20 protein-coding genes and 1 pseudogene are annotated in these 18,465 nt (G+C 41.2%); 19 read left to right on the top strand and 2 right to left on the bottom strand.

Features of this window, described 5'->3' with window-relative positions:
- The first annotated feature begins 225 nt into the window (after positions 1–225).
- Together ACOZBY_RS12750 and ACOZBY_RS12745 are read left to right on the top strand one after the other, a co-directional pair.
- Entirely contained in the window at positions 226–705 is a 480-nt protein-coding gene (locus ACOZBY_RS12750; RefSeq protein WP_031419832.1) for an RNA polymerase sigma factor, read from the top strand.
- Positions 705–1,223, top strand: a complete 519-nt coding sequence (locus ACOZBY_RS12745) for a hypothetical protein (protein WP_198696008.1) — start codon at positions 705–707, stop codon at positions 1,221–1,223. The genes ACOZBY_RS12750 and ACOZBY_RS12745 overlap by 1 nt, the downstream gene beginning before the upstream one ends.
- Positions 1,224–1,500: 277 nt before the next feature.
- On the opposite strand, the gene ACOZBY_RS12740 is transcribed toward ACOZBY_RS12745, so the two are convergent.
- A complete protein-coding gene (locus ACOZBY_RS12740) occupies positions 1,501–2,115 on the bottom strand; it encodes a TetR/AcrR family transcriptional regulator (RefSeq protein ID WP_012294077.1) in 615 nt (204 codons plus the stop codon).
- Between the two features lie 357 nt (positions 2,116–2,472).
- Between ACOZBY_RS12740 and ACOZBY_RS12735 the strand changes: the two genes are divergently transcribed.
- The 13 genes from ACOZBY_RS12735 (at position 2,473) to ACOZBY_RS12675 (ending at position 12,433) form a co-directional block, all read left to right on the top strand.
- Positions 2,473–3,225 carry an SDR family NAD(P)-dependent oxidoreductase gene (locus tag ACOZBY_RS12735; protein WP_036215700.1) on the top strand — a complete coding sequence of 251 codons (753 nt, stop codon included), beginning with the start codon at positions 2,473–2,475 and terminating at the stop codon, positions 3,223–3,225.
- Between the two features lie 530 nt (positions 3,226–3,755).
- On the top strand, positions 3,756–5,114 hold the full coding sequence (locus ACOZBY_RS12730; protein WP_012294079.1) for an aspartate kinase: 1,359 nt from the start codon (positions 3,756–3,758) through the stop codon (positions 5,112–5,114).
- Between the two features lie 103 nt (positions 5,115–5,217).
- Positions 5,218–5,400, top strand: coding sequence for a hypothetical protein (locus ACOZBY_RS12725; RefSeq protein WP_031419837.1), 183 nt, complete (start codon positions 5,218–5,220; stop codon positions 5,398–5,400).
- A gap of 205 nt (positions 5,401–5,605) precedes the next feature.
- Positions 5,606–6,289, top strand: coding sequence for an adenosylcobinamide amidohydrolase (locus ACOZBY_RS12720; RefSeq protein ID WP_031419839.1), 684 nt, complete (start codon positions 5,606–5,608; stop codon positions 6,287–6,289).
- Positions 6,286–7,242 (top strand): adenosylcobinamide-phosphate synthase CbiB, encoded by a 957-nt coding sequence (gene cbiB / locus ACOZBY_RS12715; RefSeq protein WP_031419840.1) that lies wholly within the window; start codon positions 6,286–6,288, stop codon positions 7,240–7,242. The genes ACOZBY_RS12720 and cbiB overlap by 4 nt, the downstream gene beginning before the upstream one ends.
- Positions 7,229–8,323: a pyridoxal phosphate-dependent aminotransferase gene (locus ACOZBY_RS12710; protein WP_012294083.1), complete on the top strand. Its 1,095-nt coding sequence runs from the start codon at positions 7,229–7,231 to the stop codon at positions 8,321–8,323. Before cbiB ends, ACOZBY_RS12710 begins: the two co-directional genes overlap by 14 nt.
- Entirely contained in the window at positions 8,320–8,928 is a 609-nt protein-coding gene (locus tag ACOZBY_RS12705) for a histidine phosphatase family protein (RefSeq protein WP_036166276.1), read from the top strand. The genes ACOZBY_RS12710 and ACOZBY_RS12705 overlap by 4 nt, the downstream gene beginning before the upstream one ends.
- A gap of 12 nt (positions 8,929–8,940) precedes the next feature.
- Positions 8,941–9,516 carry a bifunctional adenosylcobinamide kinase/adenosylcobinamide-phosphate guanylyltransferase gene (locus ACOZBY_RS12700; RefSeq protein WP_325882206.1) on the top strand — a complete coding sequence of 192 codons (576 nt, stop codon included), beginning with the start codon at positions 8,941–8,943 and terminating at the stop codon, positions 9,514–9,516.
- A 20-nt stretch (positions 9,517–9,536) separates the two neighbouring features.
- Positions 9,537–10,313, top strand: coding sequence for an adenosylcobinamide-GDP ribazoletransferase (cobS, locus tag ACOZBY_RS12695; RefSeq protein WP_031419841.1), 777 nt, complete (start codon positions 9,537–9,539; stop codon positions 10,311–10,313).
- Positions 10,286–10,882: a histidine phosphatase family protein gene (locus ACOZBY_RS12690; protein ID WP_197149475.1), complete on the top strand. Its 597-nt coding sequence runs from the start codon at positions 10,286–10,288 to the stop codon at positions 10,880–10,882. Before cobS ends, ACOZBY_RS12690 begins: the two co-directional genes overlap by 28 nt.
- A complete protein-coding gene (locus ACOZBY_RS12685; RefSeq protein ID WP_031419843.1) occupies positions 10,834–11,226 on the top strand; it encodes a bifunctional adenosylcobinamide kinase/adenosylcobinamide-phosphate guanylyltransferase in 393 nt (130 codons plus the stop codon). Before ACOZBY_RS12690 ends, ACOZBY_RS12685 begins: the two co-directional genes overlap by 49 nt.
- A 32-nt stretch (positions 11,227–11,258) precedes the next feature.
- Entirely contained in the window at positions 11,259–11,750 is a 492-nt protein-coding gene (locus ACOZBY_RS12680; protein ID WP_012294090.1) for an ECF transporter S component, read from the top strand.
- Complete coding sequence (locus ACOZBY_RS12675) at positions 11,750–12,433, top strand: hypothetical protein (RefSeq protein ID WP_036161398.1); 684 nt, start codon at positions 11,750–11,752, stop codon at positions 12,431–12,433. The genes ACOZBY_RS12680 and ACOZBY_RS12675 overlap by 1 nt, the downstream gene beginning before the upstream one ends.
- Before the next feature lie 190 nt (positions 12,434–12,623).
- Here ACOZBY_RS12675 and ACOZBY_RS12670 read toward each other — a convergent pair.
- Positions 12,624–12,854: pseudogene (locus ACOZBY_RS12670) on the bottom strand (transposase); the annotation flags it as partial.
- A gap of 465 nt (positions 12,855–13,319) precedes the next feature.
- Here ACOZBY_RS12670 and ACOZBY_RS12665 point away from each other — a divergent pair.
- The 4 genes from ACOZBY_RS12665 to ACOZBY_RS12650 all read left to right on the top strand — a co-directional run bounded on the left by ACOZBY_RS12665 (position 13,320) and on the right by ACOZBY_RS12650 (position 18,464).
- A complete protein-coding gene (locus ACOZBY_RS12665) occupies positions 13,320–15,053 on the top strand; it encodes an ABC transporter ATP-binding protein (RefSeq protein WP_031419879.1) in 1,734 nt (577 codons plus the stop codon).
- Positions 15,050–16,861 carry an ABC transporter ATP-binding protein gene (locus ACOZBY_RS12660; protein ID WP_422762436.1) on the top strand — a complete coding sequence of 604 codons (1,812 nt, stop codon included), beginning with the start codon at positions 15,050–15,052 and terminating at the stop codon, positions 16,859–16,861. The genes ACOZBY_RS12665 and ACOZBY_RS12660 overlap by 4 nt, the downstream gene beginning before the upstream one ends.
- Positions 16,862–16,909: 48 nt before the next feature.
- Entirely contained in the window at positions 16,910–17,332 is a 423-nt protein-coding gene (locus ACOZBY_RS12655; RefSeq protein WP_422762435.1) for a DUF1801 domain-containing protein, read from the top strand.
- Between the two features lie 148 nt (positions 17,333–17,480).
- The gene (locus tag ACOZBY_RS12650; RefSeq protein WP_422762434.1) at positions 17,481–18,464 is read left to right on the top strand and encodes an alpha/beta fold hydrolase; all 984 of its coding nucleotides are present in this window, start codon (positions 17,481–17,483) and stop codon (positions 18,462–18,464) included.
- The last annotated feature ends 1 nt before the right edge of the window (position 18,465 follow it).

The raw sequence follows: 18,465 nt of genomic DNA, 5'->3' as shown, positions 1-18,465 counted from the left end.
TAGAACAAGCATTTTGTCGGTCTTTTTGATAGTTATCATACAATTCTTATGAAGTCAGTGGTTACAACTTCATAAAAAATACATGTGATCTTAAGGAGGGAATTAGTTTACTCTTCTTTTTCATTTAGGACAGCCTCCAATCATTCATGATAATAAAGTATAATCCACTGCACGAATTTTAAAAGATGAATCGTATTATGAAAAGAAGGGGGCTCGATAGGAAATATGAAAAAGTTTGCGGGCTTATGTGTTCAAGAGATTGTTCAAACATATAGTGACACCTTAATCCGAATTGCTGTGCATCAGACAAAAAATATGTCTGAGGCAGAGGACATTGTTCAAGACGTTTTTATGACTCTTATGAAACAGAGAAAGCCCTTTGATCATGAAGATCATTTAAAAGCTTGGCTCATCAAAGTAACTTTTAATAAATGTAAGGATTACTTTAAGTCTTCCCGTGTGACGAAGACAGTGCCGATTACTGAAGAAATGTCCTTTATCGCCAAAGAGGAGCAGATGGTTCTTACGGAGATTTTTGAGCTTAGTCCAGAAGAGAGAGTCATTGTTTATTTACATTATTATGAAGGCTATACAACTGTAGAAATCGCTAATCTATTAGGAATGAATGGCAACACGATTGGCTCCAAGCTACGAAGGGCACGAATGAAATTGAAAACAATACTAGAAGAAGGGAGTAAGGTCTGATGAATGCTTATAAAAATGTGCTGAAGCAAATTCATGCTTCCGATGAATTTAAGATAAAGATGCAAAACGAGATGATGGAATTTGAGCAAAAAGAAAAGAGGGCATTTATGAAAAAAGTACGAATTAGTGTGGGAAGTTTAGTTGCCTGTGCAGTAATTGCTGTAGCTGCTCCTTTAGTAAATGTAAACAATGATACTGCACTTGATTTAACGGAAAGAATTGTAGTGGATCATGCAGCTCCTGCGGCAAAAGCAGTTGTCAATATTGAAGGAAAAATCACAGAAGTCGGAAAGGATGGACTGAGCTTTACGTTGGATAACGGCATGGAAGTTGTGGTCACAGATGAGACGAAATTGGGGATAGATGGTCCCACCGCACCCCCAAAGGAAGAACAATTTTTTGAGCCAACATTTAGAGTAGGGAATCTAATAGGCGGTTTCACGGTAGATACGACGACAGACCCAGTAAACGCGGCTGTCATTTATACGAACTGGAATTTTGACAATCCTATACGCTGAGGTACAGCTAAAATACCCCCTTTAGAAATAGAACTAAAGGGGTTGCTATCATTCCTGTTTCAACGAATATTTGTATACAAACTACATCGAAAGGAATAGTAGTTTTGTCAGAACTTTTACATCTATTTTCTAAAAAAGTGGAGGGAATGATCGGGTGGGAAAGTTAAGGGATGGCTGTTACTACGGCTGTGGTGCAACCGTGACCATCCAGTATAATTGGTCAGTTATTGTACATATCAATTAACCTTAAAAGCTGGCATATCATAAATGCCAGCTTTTAAGGTTGCTGAAAGGGGTTATCCAAGTAGGGTCCCTTAATGGTAATACGCATTAACTGAGTGGCCATAAATTTTGGCGTATAGGGCATATCATTTTCTAACCACCAGACGATTACTTCAAGGAAGGCGGCAGCATAAAAACGGATAGCCATCTCACGCGGTACGGTTAATTTTTGATCATCTGGCTCCATCAATTGAATGCCACTTGATACAAAATCGATAATTATCTTTTTTAAGCCTGCCGAAAAATAAGGGATATCTTTTTCTGTGAGGTAGACTTTGTAAAGCTTACTATTCAGCGCAATTTGTTCAAACAAATGCATAAAGGTCTCATGCGGCTGATCATAATGAGGCAATAAATCGAAATCTTTCTTCTCTTCAACCGTTGGGTGAATACTACCTACTAATTCATGTAGGATTTCCTCAGAGCTTTGATACAGTAAGTCTAATTTGTCACGATAATGTAAATAAAAGGTGGCCCGGTTCAAGGTGGCCCGTTGGGTAATATCTTGCACAGTAATCTTCTCATAGCCTTGTTCATCAATTAATTCCACTAGCGCATCTCTCAATAGCTGGCGTGTTCTAATCACGCGAGGGTCCATTTTTTTCGACATTTTCAAGCTCCTTGTATTAAATTTATCGTTTATACAACACAAAAGACTTCCATGTTGTTAATGCATCAATTATCGCTCTTGTGTAGTTTGTCCTTTTTGAACAGACAGTTATAATTATATTAACGACACCGTGTCGATAATACAACTAGTTGTTAACCTGTTCATGAATTATACATTTATCTGATTCAGCCATTTAGTAGCAAACGCACGGAAAAGATATGCTTGTTGCTCTTTTTTAAGGGTGTCCAAACAACTGCTGAATCAAAATGAAGACTTCTTGCTTATGTCAAGGATTGGAAAAATCTTGGGGCATTTTCACAGTGGGAATGGATTGATAAAGGAAAGGAAGTTTTATAGATGGGACGTTTAAATGGGAAAGTAGCTATTATTACAGGAGCAGCGATGGGTATGGGAGCTTCTGAAGCAAAACTATTTGCACAAGAAGGAGCAAAGGTTATTGCGACAGATGTGCAAATCGAGCCGTTGAATAACTTGGTCAAAGAAATTAAAGAAAATGGTGGAGAGATTATTGCTCTTTCACATAATGTAACTTCTGAGGACGAGTGGAAGGCTGTTATTGCAGAGGCGGTGAAGGTATATGGTAAAGTCGATGTACTAGTCAACAATGCAGGAATTTCATCACCAAAAACGATCGCCAACATGGAAATGGACGAATGGAATAAAGTGATGGACATTAATTTGAATGGCTGTGTCATTGGTATGAAATATGTGATTCCAGAAATGCAAAAGGCTGGTGGCGGTTCTATCGTCAATATTTCTTCCATTGGTGGAATCGTCGGAATGGCAGGGACAAGCCCTTATACTGCAGCAAAAGGAGCACTTCGAGTGTTATCTAAATCAGCTGCAGTCGAGTATGGGAAAGATCATATTCGTGTAAATTCTGTTCATCCTGGCATTATCGTTACGCCTATGACAGCGCCAACGATGGAGGAAGGTGGCGCATTGCCTTTCTATAAAACCTATACACAACTGCCATACTTTGGTGCACCTGAGGATGTAGCCTACGGTGTGGTCTTCCTTGCCTCTGACGAATCGCGCTTTATGACAGGTGCAGAACTAGTCATTGATGGTGGCTGGACTGCGATTTAAATGAATAGCTAGGAAAAACTAGGTTTCACTAAAAATATGTGATCCTAGTTTTTTTGTATGGATGGGGGAGATATAAAAGATATTCCCTTGTTCAAGCTTGGTCATGAAGGAATTTTACATATCCGCAAAAAAGTGAACAAGCCATCTTCTAGGTCAATAGGAAGATGATAAACCACTTATAACCTCCTACTCAAAACCCTCCTTTCGCCTGCAAATTAGCACAAACAACGAGGATACTTGTGCATATCATAGTGGGGAGTAAGCGTTTTCCTCATTATATAGAAGAAAGTCAAAACGGTAAATTTCACGAATCTGTGAACGTCACGAAAAAAAATTCATAAAAACCTTAACTATTTCATACGAAATCCGTATAATAAATCAAACAGTACGAAAATTGTCCATATTTCTCAGTAAATTGCGCGAATTTTTTAAATTGTATTGACGTAGGAATTGATAATTTGTACACTGTGTACAGTCAATTGTTTTTTGGAGGAATACAATTAATTTGAAAAAGTTAGGATTTGATAGATATGATCGTGTGTAAATTTGGTGGAACATCTGTAGCAAACGCAGAACAAATTCAAAAAGTGGCAAACATTGTGAAATCTAATTCGGCACGTAAAATCGTTGCCGTTTCAGCACCAGGCAAACGATCTGGTGACGATATAAAAGTAACCGATCTATTAATACAATTAGCAACTGCCGCGTTACAACATGAAGATACCGAAGACAAATTGCAAATTGTAGTCGATCGTTTTCGAGCAATTGCAGATGGCTTAGGGCTAGATGATGCCATTTGTGACGTGATTGCGGAAGATTTACGTGAACGTGTACAAGGTGACAAAACGAACGTGGAATTATTCATCGATAGCATTAAAGCAGCTGGTGAAGATAATAACGCTAAGCTTATTGCCGCTTATTTTAATGCCATTGGAATGCCCGCACGCTATGTAAGTCCTAAGGATGGTTTAGTGGTCAATGATTTGCCAGAAAGAACATTTGCTTTACCCGAAGCGTATGCTAATTTAGCGCCTTTAAAAGACACAAAAGAAATTATTGTGTTCCCAGGGTTCTTCGGTTACACTAAAGCGGGCGTATTGCGAACATTTGACCGCGGAGGCTCTGATATTACTGGCTCCATTTTAGCAGCAGCTGTTGAAGCGGAGTTATATGAAAACTTTACGGATGTGGATTGTGTGTTCTCTGCGAATCCGAAGGTTGTCAATGATCCAGTGGAAATTAAAGAAATTACGTATCGCGAAATGCGCGAATTATCATATGCAGGCTTTTCAGTGTTCCATGATGAAGCATTAATGCCTGTCTACAAGATTGGGGTGCCCGTTAACATAAAAAATACAAATAATCCATCAGCCCCAGGTACTCGTATCGTACCAAGTCGTCCTGCAACAGGTCGTCCCGTTACAGGTATCTCGGCAGACAGTGGTTTTTCAACTTTATATGTTTCTAAATATTTGATGAATCGTGAAGTAGGCTTTGGACGAAAGCTACTACAAATTTTAGAAGATGAGAATATTTCTTATGAACACACACCTTCTGGCTTAGACGATATTTCAGTCATTATGCGTTCGAATCAGATATCACCAGATAATGAAGAGCGTATTATTAGTCGAGTGAAAGAAGAGCTACATGCTGAGTATGTAGAAATGCGTCATGGTTTTTCGATGATTGTGATTGTTGGCGAAGGCATGCGCCATAATACAGGGTTAGCTGCCCGTGCAGCTACTGCGATTTCAAGAACTGGTGCAAACATTGAAATGATCAATCAAGGCTCTTCTGAAGTAAGTCTCGTTTTTGGTGTACTTCAGGAATATGAAAACCGCATTTTACAGGCGTTATACGAAGAATTTTTTGCCCATGCGAAAGCTTAATGACACAATTATCACTAATCCAAGGATTCTTACTTGGATTAGTGTTTTCTTTTTGCTAAGAATACGGTAAAATCGAGGGCGTACATAGTTGGGAGGGTTTTTCGTGAAGAATTTAACGATTGGTATGCTTTTTTCGATTGTTGGGATACTTTTTGTCTGTTTAACGATTATGGATATTTTACCGTCATCGACAAAAACAATGAAAGTGGTTTACATAGCGATTGGTTGGGTCTTTATCATTATTGGTTCTGTGATTCGCTTTAAAAATCTCAAGCAAAAGCAGTAACAACACGTCAAAATGGAATTGTAGCAATAGGCAAACTTATGATACAATTTCAAAGAAAATAAATAATTTGAGTATTATGAAGTTGTTAGTCTGTACAAACGTTCAGAAGGTTCAAATTTTAATAAAGAATCGACAGTACAAATTCTTCTTTGTAAGAATTTGTTTTTTTATGTTCGTCATTTATTTATCGTCAGGAGGCAAGGGAATGCCCATACTTTCAAAGGATCATATTCAAATTTTAGACCAATATGTAGCACTTCAAGCTGTTTCACCTATGAAGGTTGTATCCTCGGCCATGCATAATCCAGGCTTTGGTTATTTTACTCATCTGATGAATCGAACTGTGCCCATTACTTATGATGATCGACAGCCCCATCGTGATTTACAACATTTTTTGCAAGCACATGGTTTTCCAATCGATAACACGGTGGCGATGATGACGGCTGTCCAAGCTAAATTTGCGACCATTCGTGATTTTACATATGAAGGCATTCATCTAGTCATTATGATTACTGCTGGTCTGGGCAATGCCGTGGATATTACACGTGCTTTCCATCGTGAGGAGCAGTACCATGCAGGAACAATTAATACATGGGTGCTTATTAACGGAAAATTATCTGATGAAGCGTTATTTCAGGCTATGATTTCAACAACAGAGGCGAAGGTGAAAGCGTTAACGGATGAAGGCATAACTGATCCTACCACTGGCACGCAAGCAACGGGTACATCTACTGATAGCTTACTCATTGCTTCTACTGAAGAAGGAGACTACCATCAATATGCTGGACCTATCACAATGCTAGGTAAGGTTATTGGCTATGGTGTCTATGAAACGATGCGTGCGGCTATTCGGAAATACAAAAAAGATAAAGAGGAGAAGGCGTTATGATTGCCATAGTGATTGCCTGTATCATAGGGATAATTTTCGATGTTTTAGTAGGAGACCCTCCGAAGCTTCCGCATCCCGTGCGATGGATTGGCAAGCTGATTCAATCACAAACAGCTTTGTGGAATCGAGGCAAGTGGCGGAAACTGCGTGGTACGGTGATGGCACTGGCAGTTGTAGGGACAACGATGTTTGTGGTCACACTTATTTTACTACTCAGCTATCAGGTAAGCTTAATTTTTGGCATTTTGGTGGAAGGACTTTTAATTGGCATTGGGCTGGCGCAGCGTAGCTTGAAGGAGGCAGCACTGGCAGTTTATGAGCCCCTTGTAAAAGGTGATTTTGCGGAAGCACGGGTCAAATTATCTTGGATTGTTGGGCGTGATACCGAAAAGCTGGGAGAAGATGAAATTGTACGTGGTGTTGTAGAGACCGTTTCGGAAAATACAAGTGATGGGGTGACCGCCCCACTATTTTATGCCTTTTTATTTGGGGCTATCGGTTTATGGGGCTATAAGGCTGTCAATACGTTAGATTCCATGGTCGGCTATAAAAACGAAACATTCAAAGATTTTGGCATGTTTTCGGCCAAACTTGATGATGTCCTGAATTTTATTCCAAGTCGTATCACTGGCTTTCTTATGGTGCTAGGTACAAAAAATGAAACGAGTTACTCATTTGGACAACGATTAAAGCGGTGGGCGCAAGACGCTAAAAAGCATCCAAGTCCTAATAGTGGTTATTTAGAGGCCGCAACGGCAGTACAGCTTGGCGTACAACTAGGCGGAAAAAATACCTATCAAGGCGTTGTTTCTCAACGTGCGATTATGGGAGAAAAATTAGTTCCTCTAACAAAGGAACATATAATGGCATCTATTATTCAAATGCGTATTGCCATGGTGCTCTTTACGCTTGTCATGTTAGCAGTGGAGGTGTTCATTTATGCTATTACCTAATCACGGAGCAAATCCGCAAAATGTTTATCAGCAATTAGGTTTAACGATGCCTGAAGAGGTATATGATTTTAGTGAAAATGTCAATGCGGCAGGACCACCATCCTTTGTCGAAGCACGTTGGCGTACATTTTACCCGCTCATTCAACGCTATCCAGATCCGGATGGAGAGCCTTTTCTAACAAAGGTCGCTGCTTTTCATCAAGTGAAGAAGGACATGGTTTTACTAGGCAACGGGGCGTCAGAGCTCTTTAGTATTATTGCGAGGCGTTATGCTCAAAAGCGCGTCATCGTTGTACATCCTACTTTTTCAGAATATGAGCGAACATTGCGAGCTGCAGGGGCTATTATTATTCCGATTTTGGTGACGGACTTTATCCAATATACGTTGCCAATGGAACGGCTTAAACAAGAAATGGTGGAGGCAGACGCACTCTATATTTGTACACCGAATAATCCAACAGGTGTATTGCCAAAGAAGGAAGCTATACTAGACTTATTGGAGCATGGTCGAGCTGTCAAATGTGAGCTTGTCATCGATGAAGCTTTTATGGATTGGGTTGATGAGGCGAATTCCCTCATTCACGAAAGTGTGGAAAATTCACATGTCCTTGTGGTGCGTTCGATGACTAAAATGTATGCAATACCTGGCTTGCGCCTAGGCTATTTAGTTGCTCATACCTCCATCGTAAACGAGCTAAAGGACATGCTCCCACATTGGAATTTAAATGCCTTTGCACTCGTTATTGGTGCAGGCTGTTTGGATGAGCAGCATTATAGTCAGCAGGCAATTGCCTATGCGACAACGCAAAGGGAGCAGTTGCATCGTTTTTTACAAGAAAACGGCTGTCGTGTCACAAATAGTGTGACAAATTATGTGTGTTTTTCATTGCCAAAGGAGCAGCAGGCGGACGCCTTTTTTACGTATTGTTTAGCACAGGGAGTTGTCCTGCGTCATACGAAAAACTTTAAAGGATTACAGGGCGAATGGTTCCGTATTGGGATTAAAGATATTGCGGCCATGACATATTTACATAATTGTCTGCAGGCGTGGTTTAACGCAAATAAGGGGAGAGAAAAGTGACAACTTTTTATCTAGTAAGACATGGGGAAACACAATGGAATCAGGAGCAGAGACTACAAGGGTGGTTGGACTCTCCGCTAACCGACAATGGCAGAGAAGCGGCTGCGAGATTACAGCAGCAACTACAGTCAATCCCATTTGCGGCAGCTTACAGTAGTTCAAGTGGTCGTGCGAAGGAAACGATGGATATTTTAACGGTTCAACGCCAATTACCAGTTTACTATGAGGATAATTTGCGGGAAATCTGTTTAGGGAATTGGCAAGGTAAGAAAATTGAGGATATTTTGCTGACAGATGGGCTAGATTATGAGCTCTATACGAAGTACCCAGCTCAATTTATGGCAACCCATACGGAAAGCTTTGGTGCTGTCACAGAAAGAGCAATGTATACATTGAAAAAGATAGCGGAGCAGCACCGAGATGAGCATATTTTGATCGTTTCCCATGCAGTGACGATTAAATGTATGATTAATGCCATTTTACAGCGCAATATTGGTGAGCTTTGGTCAGCTCCATATATTCATGGGACAAGCGTCACTGTGATTGAAGGTCAGGGACAGCAATGGGTAATCCAAGAGATTGGTACGCTACATCATTTACAATAGGAGGTTTTACAAATGCCCCTCGTTTTTATTACAGGTGGTGTGCGTAGTGGCAAATCTCATTTTGCAGAACAAGCCGCCATACAGTATTACCAAACGCAGCCTAGTACAGAAAAACGGTTAATGTATATTGCCTCTGGTATTGCTTTAGATGATGAAATGAAGAAGCGAATTGATCGCCATCAAGCTGATCGACTAGCTCAGCCCATGCAATGGATAACAGTAGAGGCCCCTTATAACATCGCGCCCGTATTTGAGACACTCAAGGATGGGGATGTGGTGCTATGGGATTGCGTCACTACTTGGCTCACTAATGCGTTTTATGAAGGCTATGAAAGTGGAGCGCCATGTTTAACGAAGCCTGACTGTTTAGCATCCAAGCTACACACTGTTAAACAGGCCATCCTTTCTCTGCTAACGAAGAACGTGACATTATTAGTGGTGTCAAATGAGCTGTTTGATGAACCTCCTTATCAAAGTGAAGAGGTGGAGCTGTATCGAAGAACTTTAGGACAATTTCATCAATGGTTTGTTGTGATGGCTCAAGAAGCGTTTGAAATGAATTATGGTATCTTAAAGAGATGGAAATAAGGGAAAAGGAAGGCAAGACAATGAAAAATGTTTGGTATAGCCTACTGTTGGCATTTCAATTTTTTACGGTTTTGCCAGTACATAAGGAATTACCTCTAAAAAGGTCAACGATTACAGGTATGTTTGCTTGCTTGCCATGGATAGGTGCCTTGATGGGGACAACTGTAGCTGGAGTCCTTTACAGTCTTACACAATGGACAGCCAGTAGCGAGGTCATGCTCGCCTTTATCGTCATCGGGCTGTTTGCTTTATGGACAGGCGGTTTACATTTGGATGGCTTTATTGACATGGGGGATGCGTATTTTTCTTATCGAGATCGGGACAAACGACTTGAGATTTTAGATGATCCTCGGGTAGGTGCTTTCGGAGTGCTATCCATACTATTTTTGTTATTTGGAAAATTTGTTGTTCTACATGAGCTTTTTGTGCAACATAAATTTGCATTATGGATGGTCGTATTCATTCCTTTTTTAACAAGGGTTGGCATGAGCTTTTATTTTATGTCACTTAACTGTTCAAAGGAAAAAGGGCTTGCCTTTTTCTTTCAGTCTCATCTACACGCGAAACTATTAAAAATAATGATGCTGCTGTTCCTTTTATTGGCCATGCCGGTTGTGCTGATCATCACAAAGTTCTCGATGCTCCCAATTATATTAGTCCTCGTTTTAGCGCTTGCGCTTGTTATTTTTCGCCAATTTACATTGCGTAATTTTGGTGGTGTCTCGGGAGATTTACTAGGTGCATCTATTGAAGGGATGGAGGTTGTATTATGGGTGACATTGTTACTGTGTGCTTAATGCGGCATGCGCCGACAAAGGCCAATTTAGAAAAGCGTTATCTGGGATGGACGGATGCACCATTAGCTGATACCTCCAAGCTCTCTGTCGTGGATGCATCTATCGAAACGGTATATGGCAGTGATTTACAACGCTGTCGCACCACGGCTGCCCATTATTTCCCAAATGCTAGCTATTATGCAGATGCTCGCTTACGAGAATCAAATTTTGGTGAATTTGAAGGGAAAACCTATGAGGATTTAAAAAAGGATGCTCGTTACCGTGCATGGTTGGATGATCCTATTCACTTCCCACCGCCACAGGGAGAGGCTTTTGATGATTTTGTGGCACGAGTTGTGGAAGGCTTCAATGATTTGCCGAAGATGGAGGATCATTATTTCTTAGTCGTTCATGGCGGAGTGATTCGTGCCTTACTCGTTGCTTATGCGCCAACAGAGCAGCCTTTTTGGTCATACCAAGTGCCACATGATCACCAATTTCATTTAACTTTTACTAGAAAGGCTTGGGAGGAGGGAGCTAGATGCATGTTTTTATCGGAGGCGCCTATAACGGAAAAACCGATTATGTGATGCGTTTATATGAACAGCACGATGTGGTACTTGTCGAAGGCGATCTACCGGATGTTGCACCAGCCTGTGAAATCCTTGTCATTAAACATGTGGAAAAATGGCTTATGACACAAAACCTTGAGGAAGATGAGGTCGTGGTACAATCCGTCCTCACTAAATTAACAGCCCTTGCCCAACATTGTTCGCTGGTACTTATTGTGACAGATATGGGCCGCGGTGTTGTACCGATGGAAAAACAAGCTCGTTTATTACGTGATACGTGTGGTCGCTTATACCAGGCATTATTTGCTGAAGCAGAGCAAGTCGTACGTATTTGGTACGGGATTGGCGAGCAACTCAAATGAGATCAACATACTAACGGAAAAGAGGAAATGCAATGGATCGACAAACATTAATGACATGGATACTAACGGCTATGGTAGCAGCCATTTGTGCAGTAGGAGCCGCCATTAAAGTACCCGCATTTATTTCGACTGCAGCACTGGATTCGGCACCTGCCTTTTTAGGTGTTGTCTTTTTATCGCCATTATTAGCTGGGATAGGTGGATTCATTGGTCATTTTATTAGCGCATTAACGGCTGGCTTCCCACTTGGTCCACTCCATGTAATTATTGCAGTAGAGATGTTTATTGTTGTTTGGATTTTTGGAATCATGCATAAAAAAGGTATGCATTTTTGGAAATGGCCAGTTGCCCTTGTATTGAACGGCATCGTGGCACCACTTCCATTTTATTTTATTATTAGTCCTGCCTTTTTCTGGGGTGCTCTAGGGAGTATTTTCATCGCAACGGCTATAAATTTAATCATTGTAGCTGTGGTCATGCCCATTCTTTCGAAGGTTTTTGTGCGTAAGGCAGGTCGCGTTTAGTGAGAAATGCTATGAAAGTGGGCGCGTTTATTGCGACAATGGATAATGCGGCGGCCATTGGGGAGAAGCCACAAGATATTGTGCCAGCTTCCGATCAATTGACAGCCTATATGACAGCCCGTGTGACATTTTTAGAGCAGCTGGCTGCACAGGCACTTCCTATTCAAATTTTACTCGCTAATTTTTCAGGGGATGCTGCATGGTCACGCTATGAAAGAGGCATTCAGCAAGTGTTCGAGGAAACAGGCCTTCCCTGTCCAGTCATTGCAGGCAGTTCGGAATCCAATATGCCAACTTTACAGTCTGGTCTAGCAATTACTATGCTTGGGGAAATACAACAGCGAAAAGCATGGGACCTTGAACAGCTTAGTTGGTACACATACGGCTTACCACTTGTTGGCGAGGAACTATTAGCACAGCCTGATGATGTGGCGCAGTTGCAACCTATTTATCAGGCATGGCTGGCAGAAATCGTTCAGCAAGTGTGGCCTGTCGGATCTAAGGGACTTCAGGGTGAGTGTGCGCGTCTTTTTGGCCAGCAATTAGTTGAATGTTCACATGATATGACCAAATCAGCAGGACCAAGTACAGTGATTTTACTTGGTATGGATCCAGAAAAAGAGCAGTTGGCACATCAATTTTTCCAAAGAAATTTTGAGAAACTGCGGATAAGTGCTGAGTAAAACGACTGCTTTGAAAATAATCCAACGAGCGGTACAAGAATTATTTAAAGCGACCTTCATGAATAGACGAGGGCACTGAAAAATTTATGTTTTCATAAAAGCGAACCTTTTTCAGATAAAAATAAGGCACTTCTTGTTCAATTTTGAACAGGAAGTGCCTTATTTCTGTCTCACTGGATCTTCTGTTGCCATATCCAAATGACATATCATACTTTGAGCGCTCTACTAGGTCGACGTCTGATACATCATTAATCGCTTTTAATAATAAGTACTTAAACATGCGAATTGGAGGAATGGTATTACGTCCATTATCTAAACAATATTTTGTTTTTAGCTCTTCTAAAAAAAATGAAAATTCAACAAGTTCATTGACCTGGCGAAGCATGTTATCTTTTGGCACAACAATATCATAGATTGCCATGTATGGACTTAAATTAAGGGTTTCCTAATTTGAAATCATTGGGGCTCCACCTACATATTCATTCTTTTATGATAAAGGAAAGTGTGACTAAAATAATAGTATGATACATTGCGTTGTTTGCAGAAGCATCGCTCGACTCCTGCGGGAAAGCGAGACAGACGAGACCCCGCACGAAGCGAAGCGTAGGAGGAGACTCGGCGCTCGCCCGCGGAAAGCGAGCGGAATGCTTCGGAAAACAACAATAGAGTCACAGTGCCAAATGAAAAAAGATATGGACTTTTTCAGTGCCCTTTGTATAGGCATGGGGGCTTTTTATTTGGATGGATATCAGCCATATGCTCGACGATATCTCCTCATTTAGTTAAATCTCAACTATTACGAGTCTCGAAAAAATATTGTCAAATGGGAATGGTTTTCAGTTATAATGAGGAACGAGTGGGATTTAAATAGAACGGAGACGAATGTATGCAGGCAATAAAACAGCTAGGGCAGTATTTGGAGCCCTATAAATTTTTCACCTTTATAGCTCCTCTTTTAATGGTGCTGGAGGTGACAATGGATTTAATTCAGCCGACCATTATGCAGCATATGATTGATACAGGGATTGTCAATGGTGATCATGCTTATGTGCTGAGTATGTTTGTGTGGATGCTAGCAAGTGCAGTACTTGGGCTTGTTGGTGGGGTTGGTTGCTCGTATTATAGCTCGAAGGCTGCGATTCATTTTGCTTCGGATGTTCGGCAAGCTCTCTATCAGAAAATGATGACGTATTCAGCTAAAGAACGGGATGCCTTTACGACTGGCAAGCTAATTACCATTTTAACGAGCGATGTTGAAAGCCTTCAACGCGCGTTTATGATGACGCTGCGTATTTTTGTGCGTGGGCCGCTACTCTTTATCGGGGCAGTCATTATCGTGTTTGTAACAGCACGGGAACTTTTTTCCATACTTCTTATTATTGTGCCGATTTTGATTGTGGCTATGTATTTTTTCACGAAGTATTCGGGTCTGCTGTATCGTCGCGTACAAGAGGCTATTGATGCGGTGAATACGAAGCTACAGGAAAATTTAGCGGGTATCCGTGTCGTTAAAGCCTTTCGTCGGGAAACCCAACAGGTATCCCAATTTAGTGAGCTAAATGATGGGCTGACAAAACGTTTCATCACTGCAGAACAAATTGTAGGGGTGCTTGTGCCATTTACCATGTTCGTCGTTAACATTGGGATTGTCGCGGCACTTTGGCTTGGTGCCGTTAAGGTTGAGGCAGGTACATTAAAGGTTGGGGTTATTCTCGCATTTATCAACTACTTAACCATTATCTTAAATGGCTTAATGTCTTCCAGTATGGTGCTGATGCAAATTGCGCGTGCATTGCCTTCAGGAGAACGAATTGTGGATGTCTTAAATATGGATATTGCCGTGAAAGAGGCAGAACTTGCAAGGACAGATTCGATAAAAGGGGCCATTGAATTTGACCATGTGAGTTATCGTTACTATGATACAGCAGAGGATGTTCTTAAAAACATTTCGTTTTCTGTGAAACCGGGGCAAACAGTTGGTATTATTGGGAAAACAGGTAGCGGTAAATCAACACTTGTAAAGCTTTTACCGCGCTTATTCGATCCAACAGGAGGAGCTATTTACATAGATGGTAAACCCCTTTTAGCATATTCTTTATCCACGTTACGGGACCATATAGGATTTACCTCACAAAAGGCCTTATTGTTTTCTGGGACGATTGAAAAAAATATACGCCTTGGTAACGAACGGGCAACGGCAGAGGAAATACAACAGGCATTAGATGCTGCCTGTGCCAGCGAATTTGTGGAGCGCCTTGATAAGGGCTTAGCACATGAGTTGTCACAGGGAGCAACGAATCTCTCAGGTGGGCAAAAGCAACGCTTAGCTTTAAGCCGAGCATTCGTTCGAAAGCCAGCTATTCTCGTGCTGGATGATACGACCTCAGCCCTTGATAGTGCTTCAGAAAAACATGTGCAGCAGGCCATTGCTGCGCATTTTCAAGACACGACGACATTGATTGTAGCATCAAAAATTGCCTCGATACAGCAGGCAGATATCATAGTTGTCTTAGAGGATGGCGAGATGGTTGGGCAAGGGACGCATCAACAGCTACTTCAAAACAATGTACATTACCAAGCAATTTACGCGTCACAGCAAAAGGCTGGTGAAGAAGAATGAGTCAACATCAAGCAAAGCAAATGAATTTTGGGCGAGGGCCTCGTATAGGTGGGCCAGCTGAAAGAGCGAAAAATCAAAAGGCAACACTGACAAGAGTTTGGCACTATGTCAAACAGCAAAAAATAGGACTGTATTTTTCGATCTTCTTGGTGATCGCTTCCACTTTTTTAAGCTTGGCGGGACCCTATTTGATAGGCCATATCATTGATGATTACATTATGAAAAAAGATATAGATGGGACCATCCGACTAGGAATCGTATTAGCTGTGATTTTTACGGTAGCATCGATTCTGACATGGCTGCAAACCTATGTCATGATTCATGTGGCGATGAAAACGATTCGGACATTGCGTCTAGAGCTGTTTCAAAAGCTACAAACGCTCACATTAAGATTTTTTGACCAGCGTGCGCTCGGTGATTTAATGAGTCGTGTCACAAATGATATCGATAATTTAAATACAGCGCTTGCTCAGAGTGTGACGCAAATTGTATCATCCATCTTAACGGTCGTGGGTGTTAGTATTGCCATGTTCACATTAAGCTGGCCATTAGCGATTGTTACCTTAATCATTATTCCGCTTATCGTTTTCACTACTAAGCAAATTATCAAGCGCAGCAGTAAAAATTATGCGGCGCGTCAACGAGATCTTGGTAAGCTGAATGGCTATATTGAGGAAATGATGACAGGTGCAGAGGTACTCACGCTATTTGGCAAGGAACAGCAATCCATTGACACGTTCCATCAGCAAAATGAAAACTTGCGAAAATCCGCACTACGCGCAGAGATTACATCAGGCTTATTAGGACCTATTAATAACTTTATGAATAACCTTGGCCTCGCGATAGTGATCGGGACAGGAGCTCTTTTAGCGGTGAAAGGGTATGTAACAGTTGGTATTATCGCTGCATTTGTCACCTATACAAGGCAATTTTTTCGCCCGCTCAATCAATTATCAAACCTTTTAAACACCTTTCAGTCGGCTATTGCTGGAGCAGAGCGTGTATTTGAAATAGTAGATGAACCATCAGAGGTAGCTGATCGACCTGAGGCTATTGAGGCTCCGTCCTTAAAAGGAGATGTCGATTTCAAGCAAGTATCGTTTAGCTATGAGCAAGGGAAGCCCATTCTCCAAAACATTAACTTCCACGTAAGGGCAGGAGAAACGATAGCTCTTGTTGGGCCTACTGGCTCAGGGAAAACAACCATTATTAATTTACTAACACGTTTTTATGACGTGGATCAGGGTGAAATTTTAATAGATGGGCACAATATTGAACACTATAAAATGTCTACGATTCGCCAAAGGGTAGGTGTGGTTTTACAGGATACCTATTTGTTCTCTGGCACAATTCGTGATAACATTCGCTTTGGAAAGTTGGATGCGACGGATGCTGAGGTTGTGGAAGCAGCAAAAATTGCGAATGCCCATCATTTTATAAAATATTTACCTATACAATACGATACGCCTGTTCAAGCGGGTGGCGCTAATTTAAGTCAGGGACAACGCCAGCTCATTGCTATTGCCCGTGCTATTTTGGAGAACGCGGATATTTTAATTTTAGATGAAGCGACATCCAGTGTGGATACGCAAACGGAAGTCGATATTCAAAAGGGCTTACAGCATTTAATGCAGGGTCGCACCAGCTTTGTCATCGCCCATCGTTTGAAAACCATTGAGAATGCGGATAAAATTCTCGTTATACAGCAGGGCGTAATTATTGAACAAGGCAATAATCAAGCGTTGATGGAACAACAAGGGATGTATCGTCAACTCCAACAAAAGCTATTGTTAGAGCAGGCAGAATAGGGAATAATAGGGATGAACAATGCAATTTTGTGAAGGCGAGGGATACACATGTATGAATTAAAGACGAAAGAAACCGATGCAAGTGTCATTGAATTTATTGAAAGTGTCGATCATCCAAAAAAACGGGAAGATGCCTATCGACTACTGGATATTTTTACGGAGGTCTCTGGCTACGAGGCTAAAATGTGGGGACCAAGTATTATTGGGTTTGGTCATTATCATTACAAATACCAAACAGGCCATGAAGGCGATGCACCACTTGTCGGATTCTCCCCTCGCAAGGCAAAAATTAGTTTATACTTTGCACCAGGTGATCGTGAGCGAGAGCAGCTATTACAGCAGTTTGGTAAACACACAACAGGGAAAGCTTGCGTTTATATTAATAAACTCGCTGATGTTGAAGACACTATTTTAAAGGCTCTTATTCAACAGTCTATCGCCTTTTTACAGAAAACCTATCCAAATGAATGACTCAAAGAAAGCTGCCACATGATGTAGGCAGCTTTTTTGTGTTCATAGACAAGAATTTCAACTTACCTAGCAAATAGGTTAATAAAATTTAATGAGATATTTATTTTTCGCATGTATCCTTACAAGTATCAACGGAGAGGAGAGGCGTATGAAAAATATCATAAAGAAAATGTTTATTTATTTGGTGTTCATCGTATCGATCGGTATCGTAGCCGTCAGTATGTACCACTATAGTTTGACCCAAAAGGAGGAGGCCATTTTACGTAATAAAGGCATGATGGTAAATATTGATGGTCAGAGCATGAATGTCTATCGGGAGGGGGCTGGGGAGGATACGTATGTTTTTATGGCAGGGTCAGGCATTGCAGCCCCTGTTTATGAGTTAAAGGGGCTTTATAGTAAGTTTTCGCAGCACCATCAAATTGCTGTAGTGGACCGAGCAGGCTATGGCTTTAGTGAAATTGCCCATGATGAAAGAGCTATTGATATCATTCTTATGCAAACAAGGGAGGCTCTTCTGGCAAGCGGGCTCCAGCCGCCCTATATTCTTGTTCCTCACTCTATTTCAGGACTTGAAGCGATTTACTGGGCACAAAAATACCCAGAAGAAGTGAAGGGGATTATCGCTCTGGATATTGGCTTACCTAGTCAATATGTAAAGCATAAAATGAGCACCTTCGATAGATGGATGGTGAAGGGGGTAAGTCTAGCTACTAGCGTTGGTTTACACCGCCTAGTGCCATCACAGGTATATAATCCACAAGTTCTGAACATGTCCTTTTTAACGACTGAGGAAAAGGAAATCTATCAGGCGTTGTCCTTTAAGCAATTTTTTAATGAAGATATGAAAAATGAGCTGTTACACGTCTATGAAAATAGTTTACAATCAGAACAGCTTCCATTGCCGCAAGAAACCCCAATGTTAATCGTGGATGCTATTTCCAAGGAAAATGTACATTCAAAATATACAGAGCAAAACCGGCAGGATTACGCAGACTTTGCGAAGCAATTCACTCATGCCGTAGTGAAAGAGGTAAGTGGCACCCATAGTATATACCTGTATCAACCAGATGCAATCTATCAACTAGCGATGGATTTTATGAAAACGAATGCTGATGAGAGAGGTCGTTAAC

The organism is Lysinibacillus sp. NPDC056220 (genome assembly GCF_049315265.1).
Taxonomy (GTDB): domain Bacteria; phylum Bacillota; class Bacilli; order Bacillales_A; family Planococcaceae; genus Lysinibacillus; species Lysinibacillus pinottii.
Note: the sequence above shows the minus strand (reverse complement) of the source record. Positions and strands in the feature narration are given on the sequence as shown.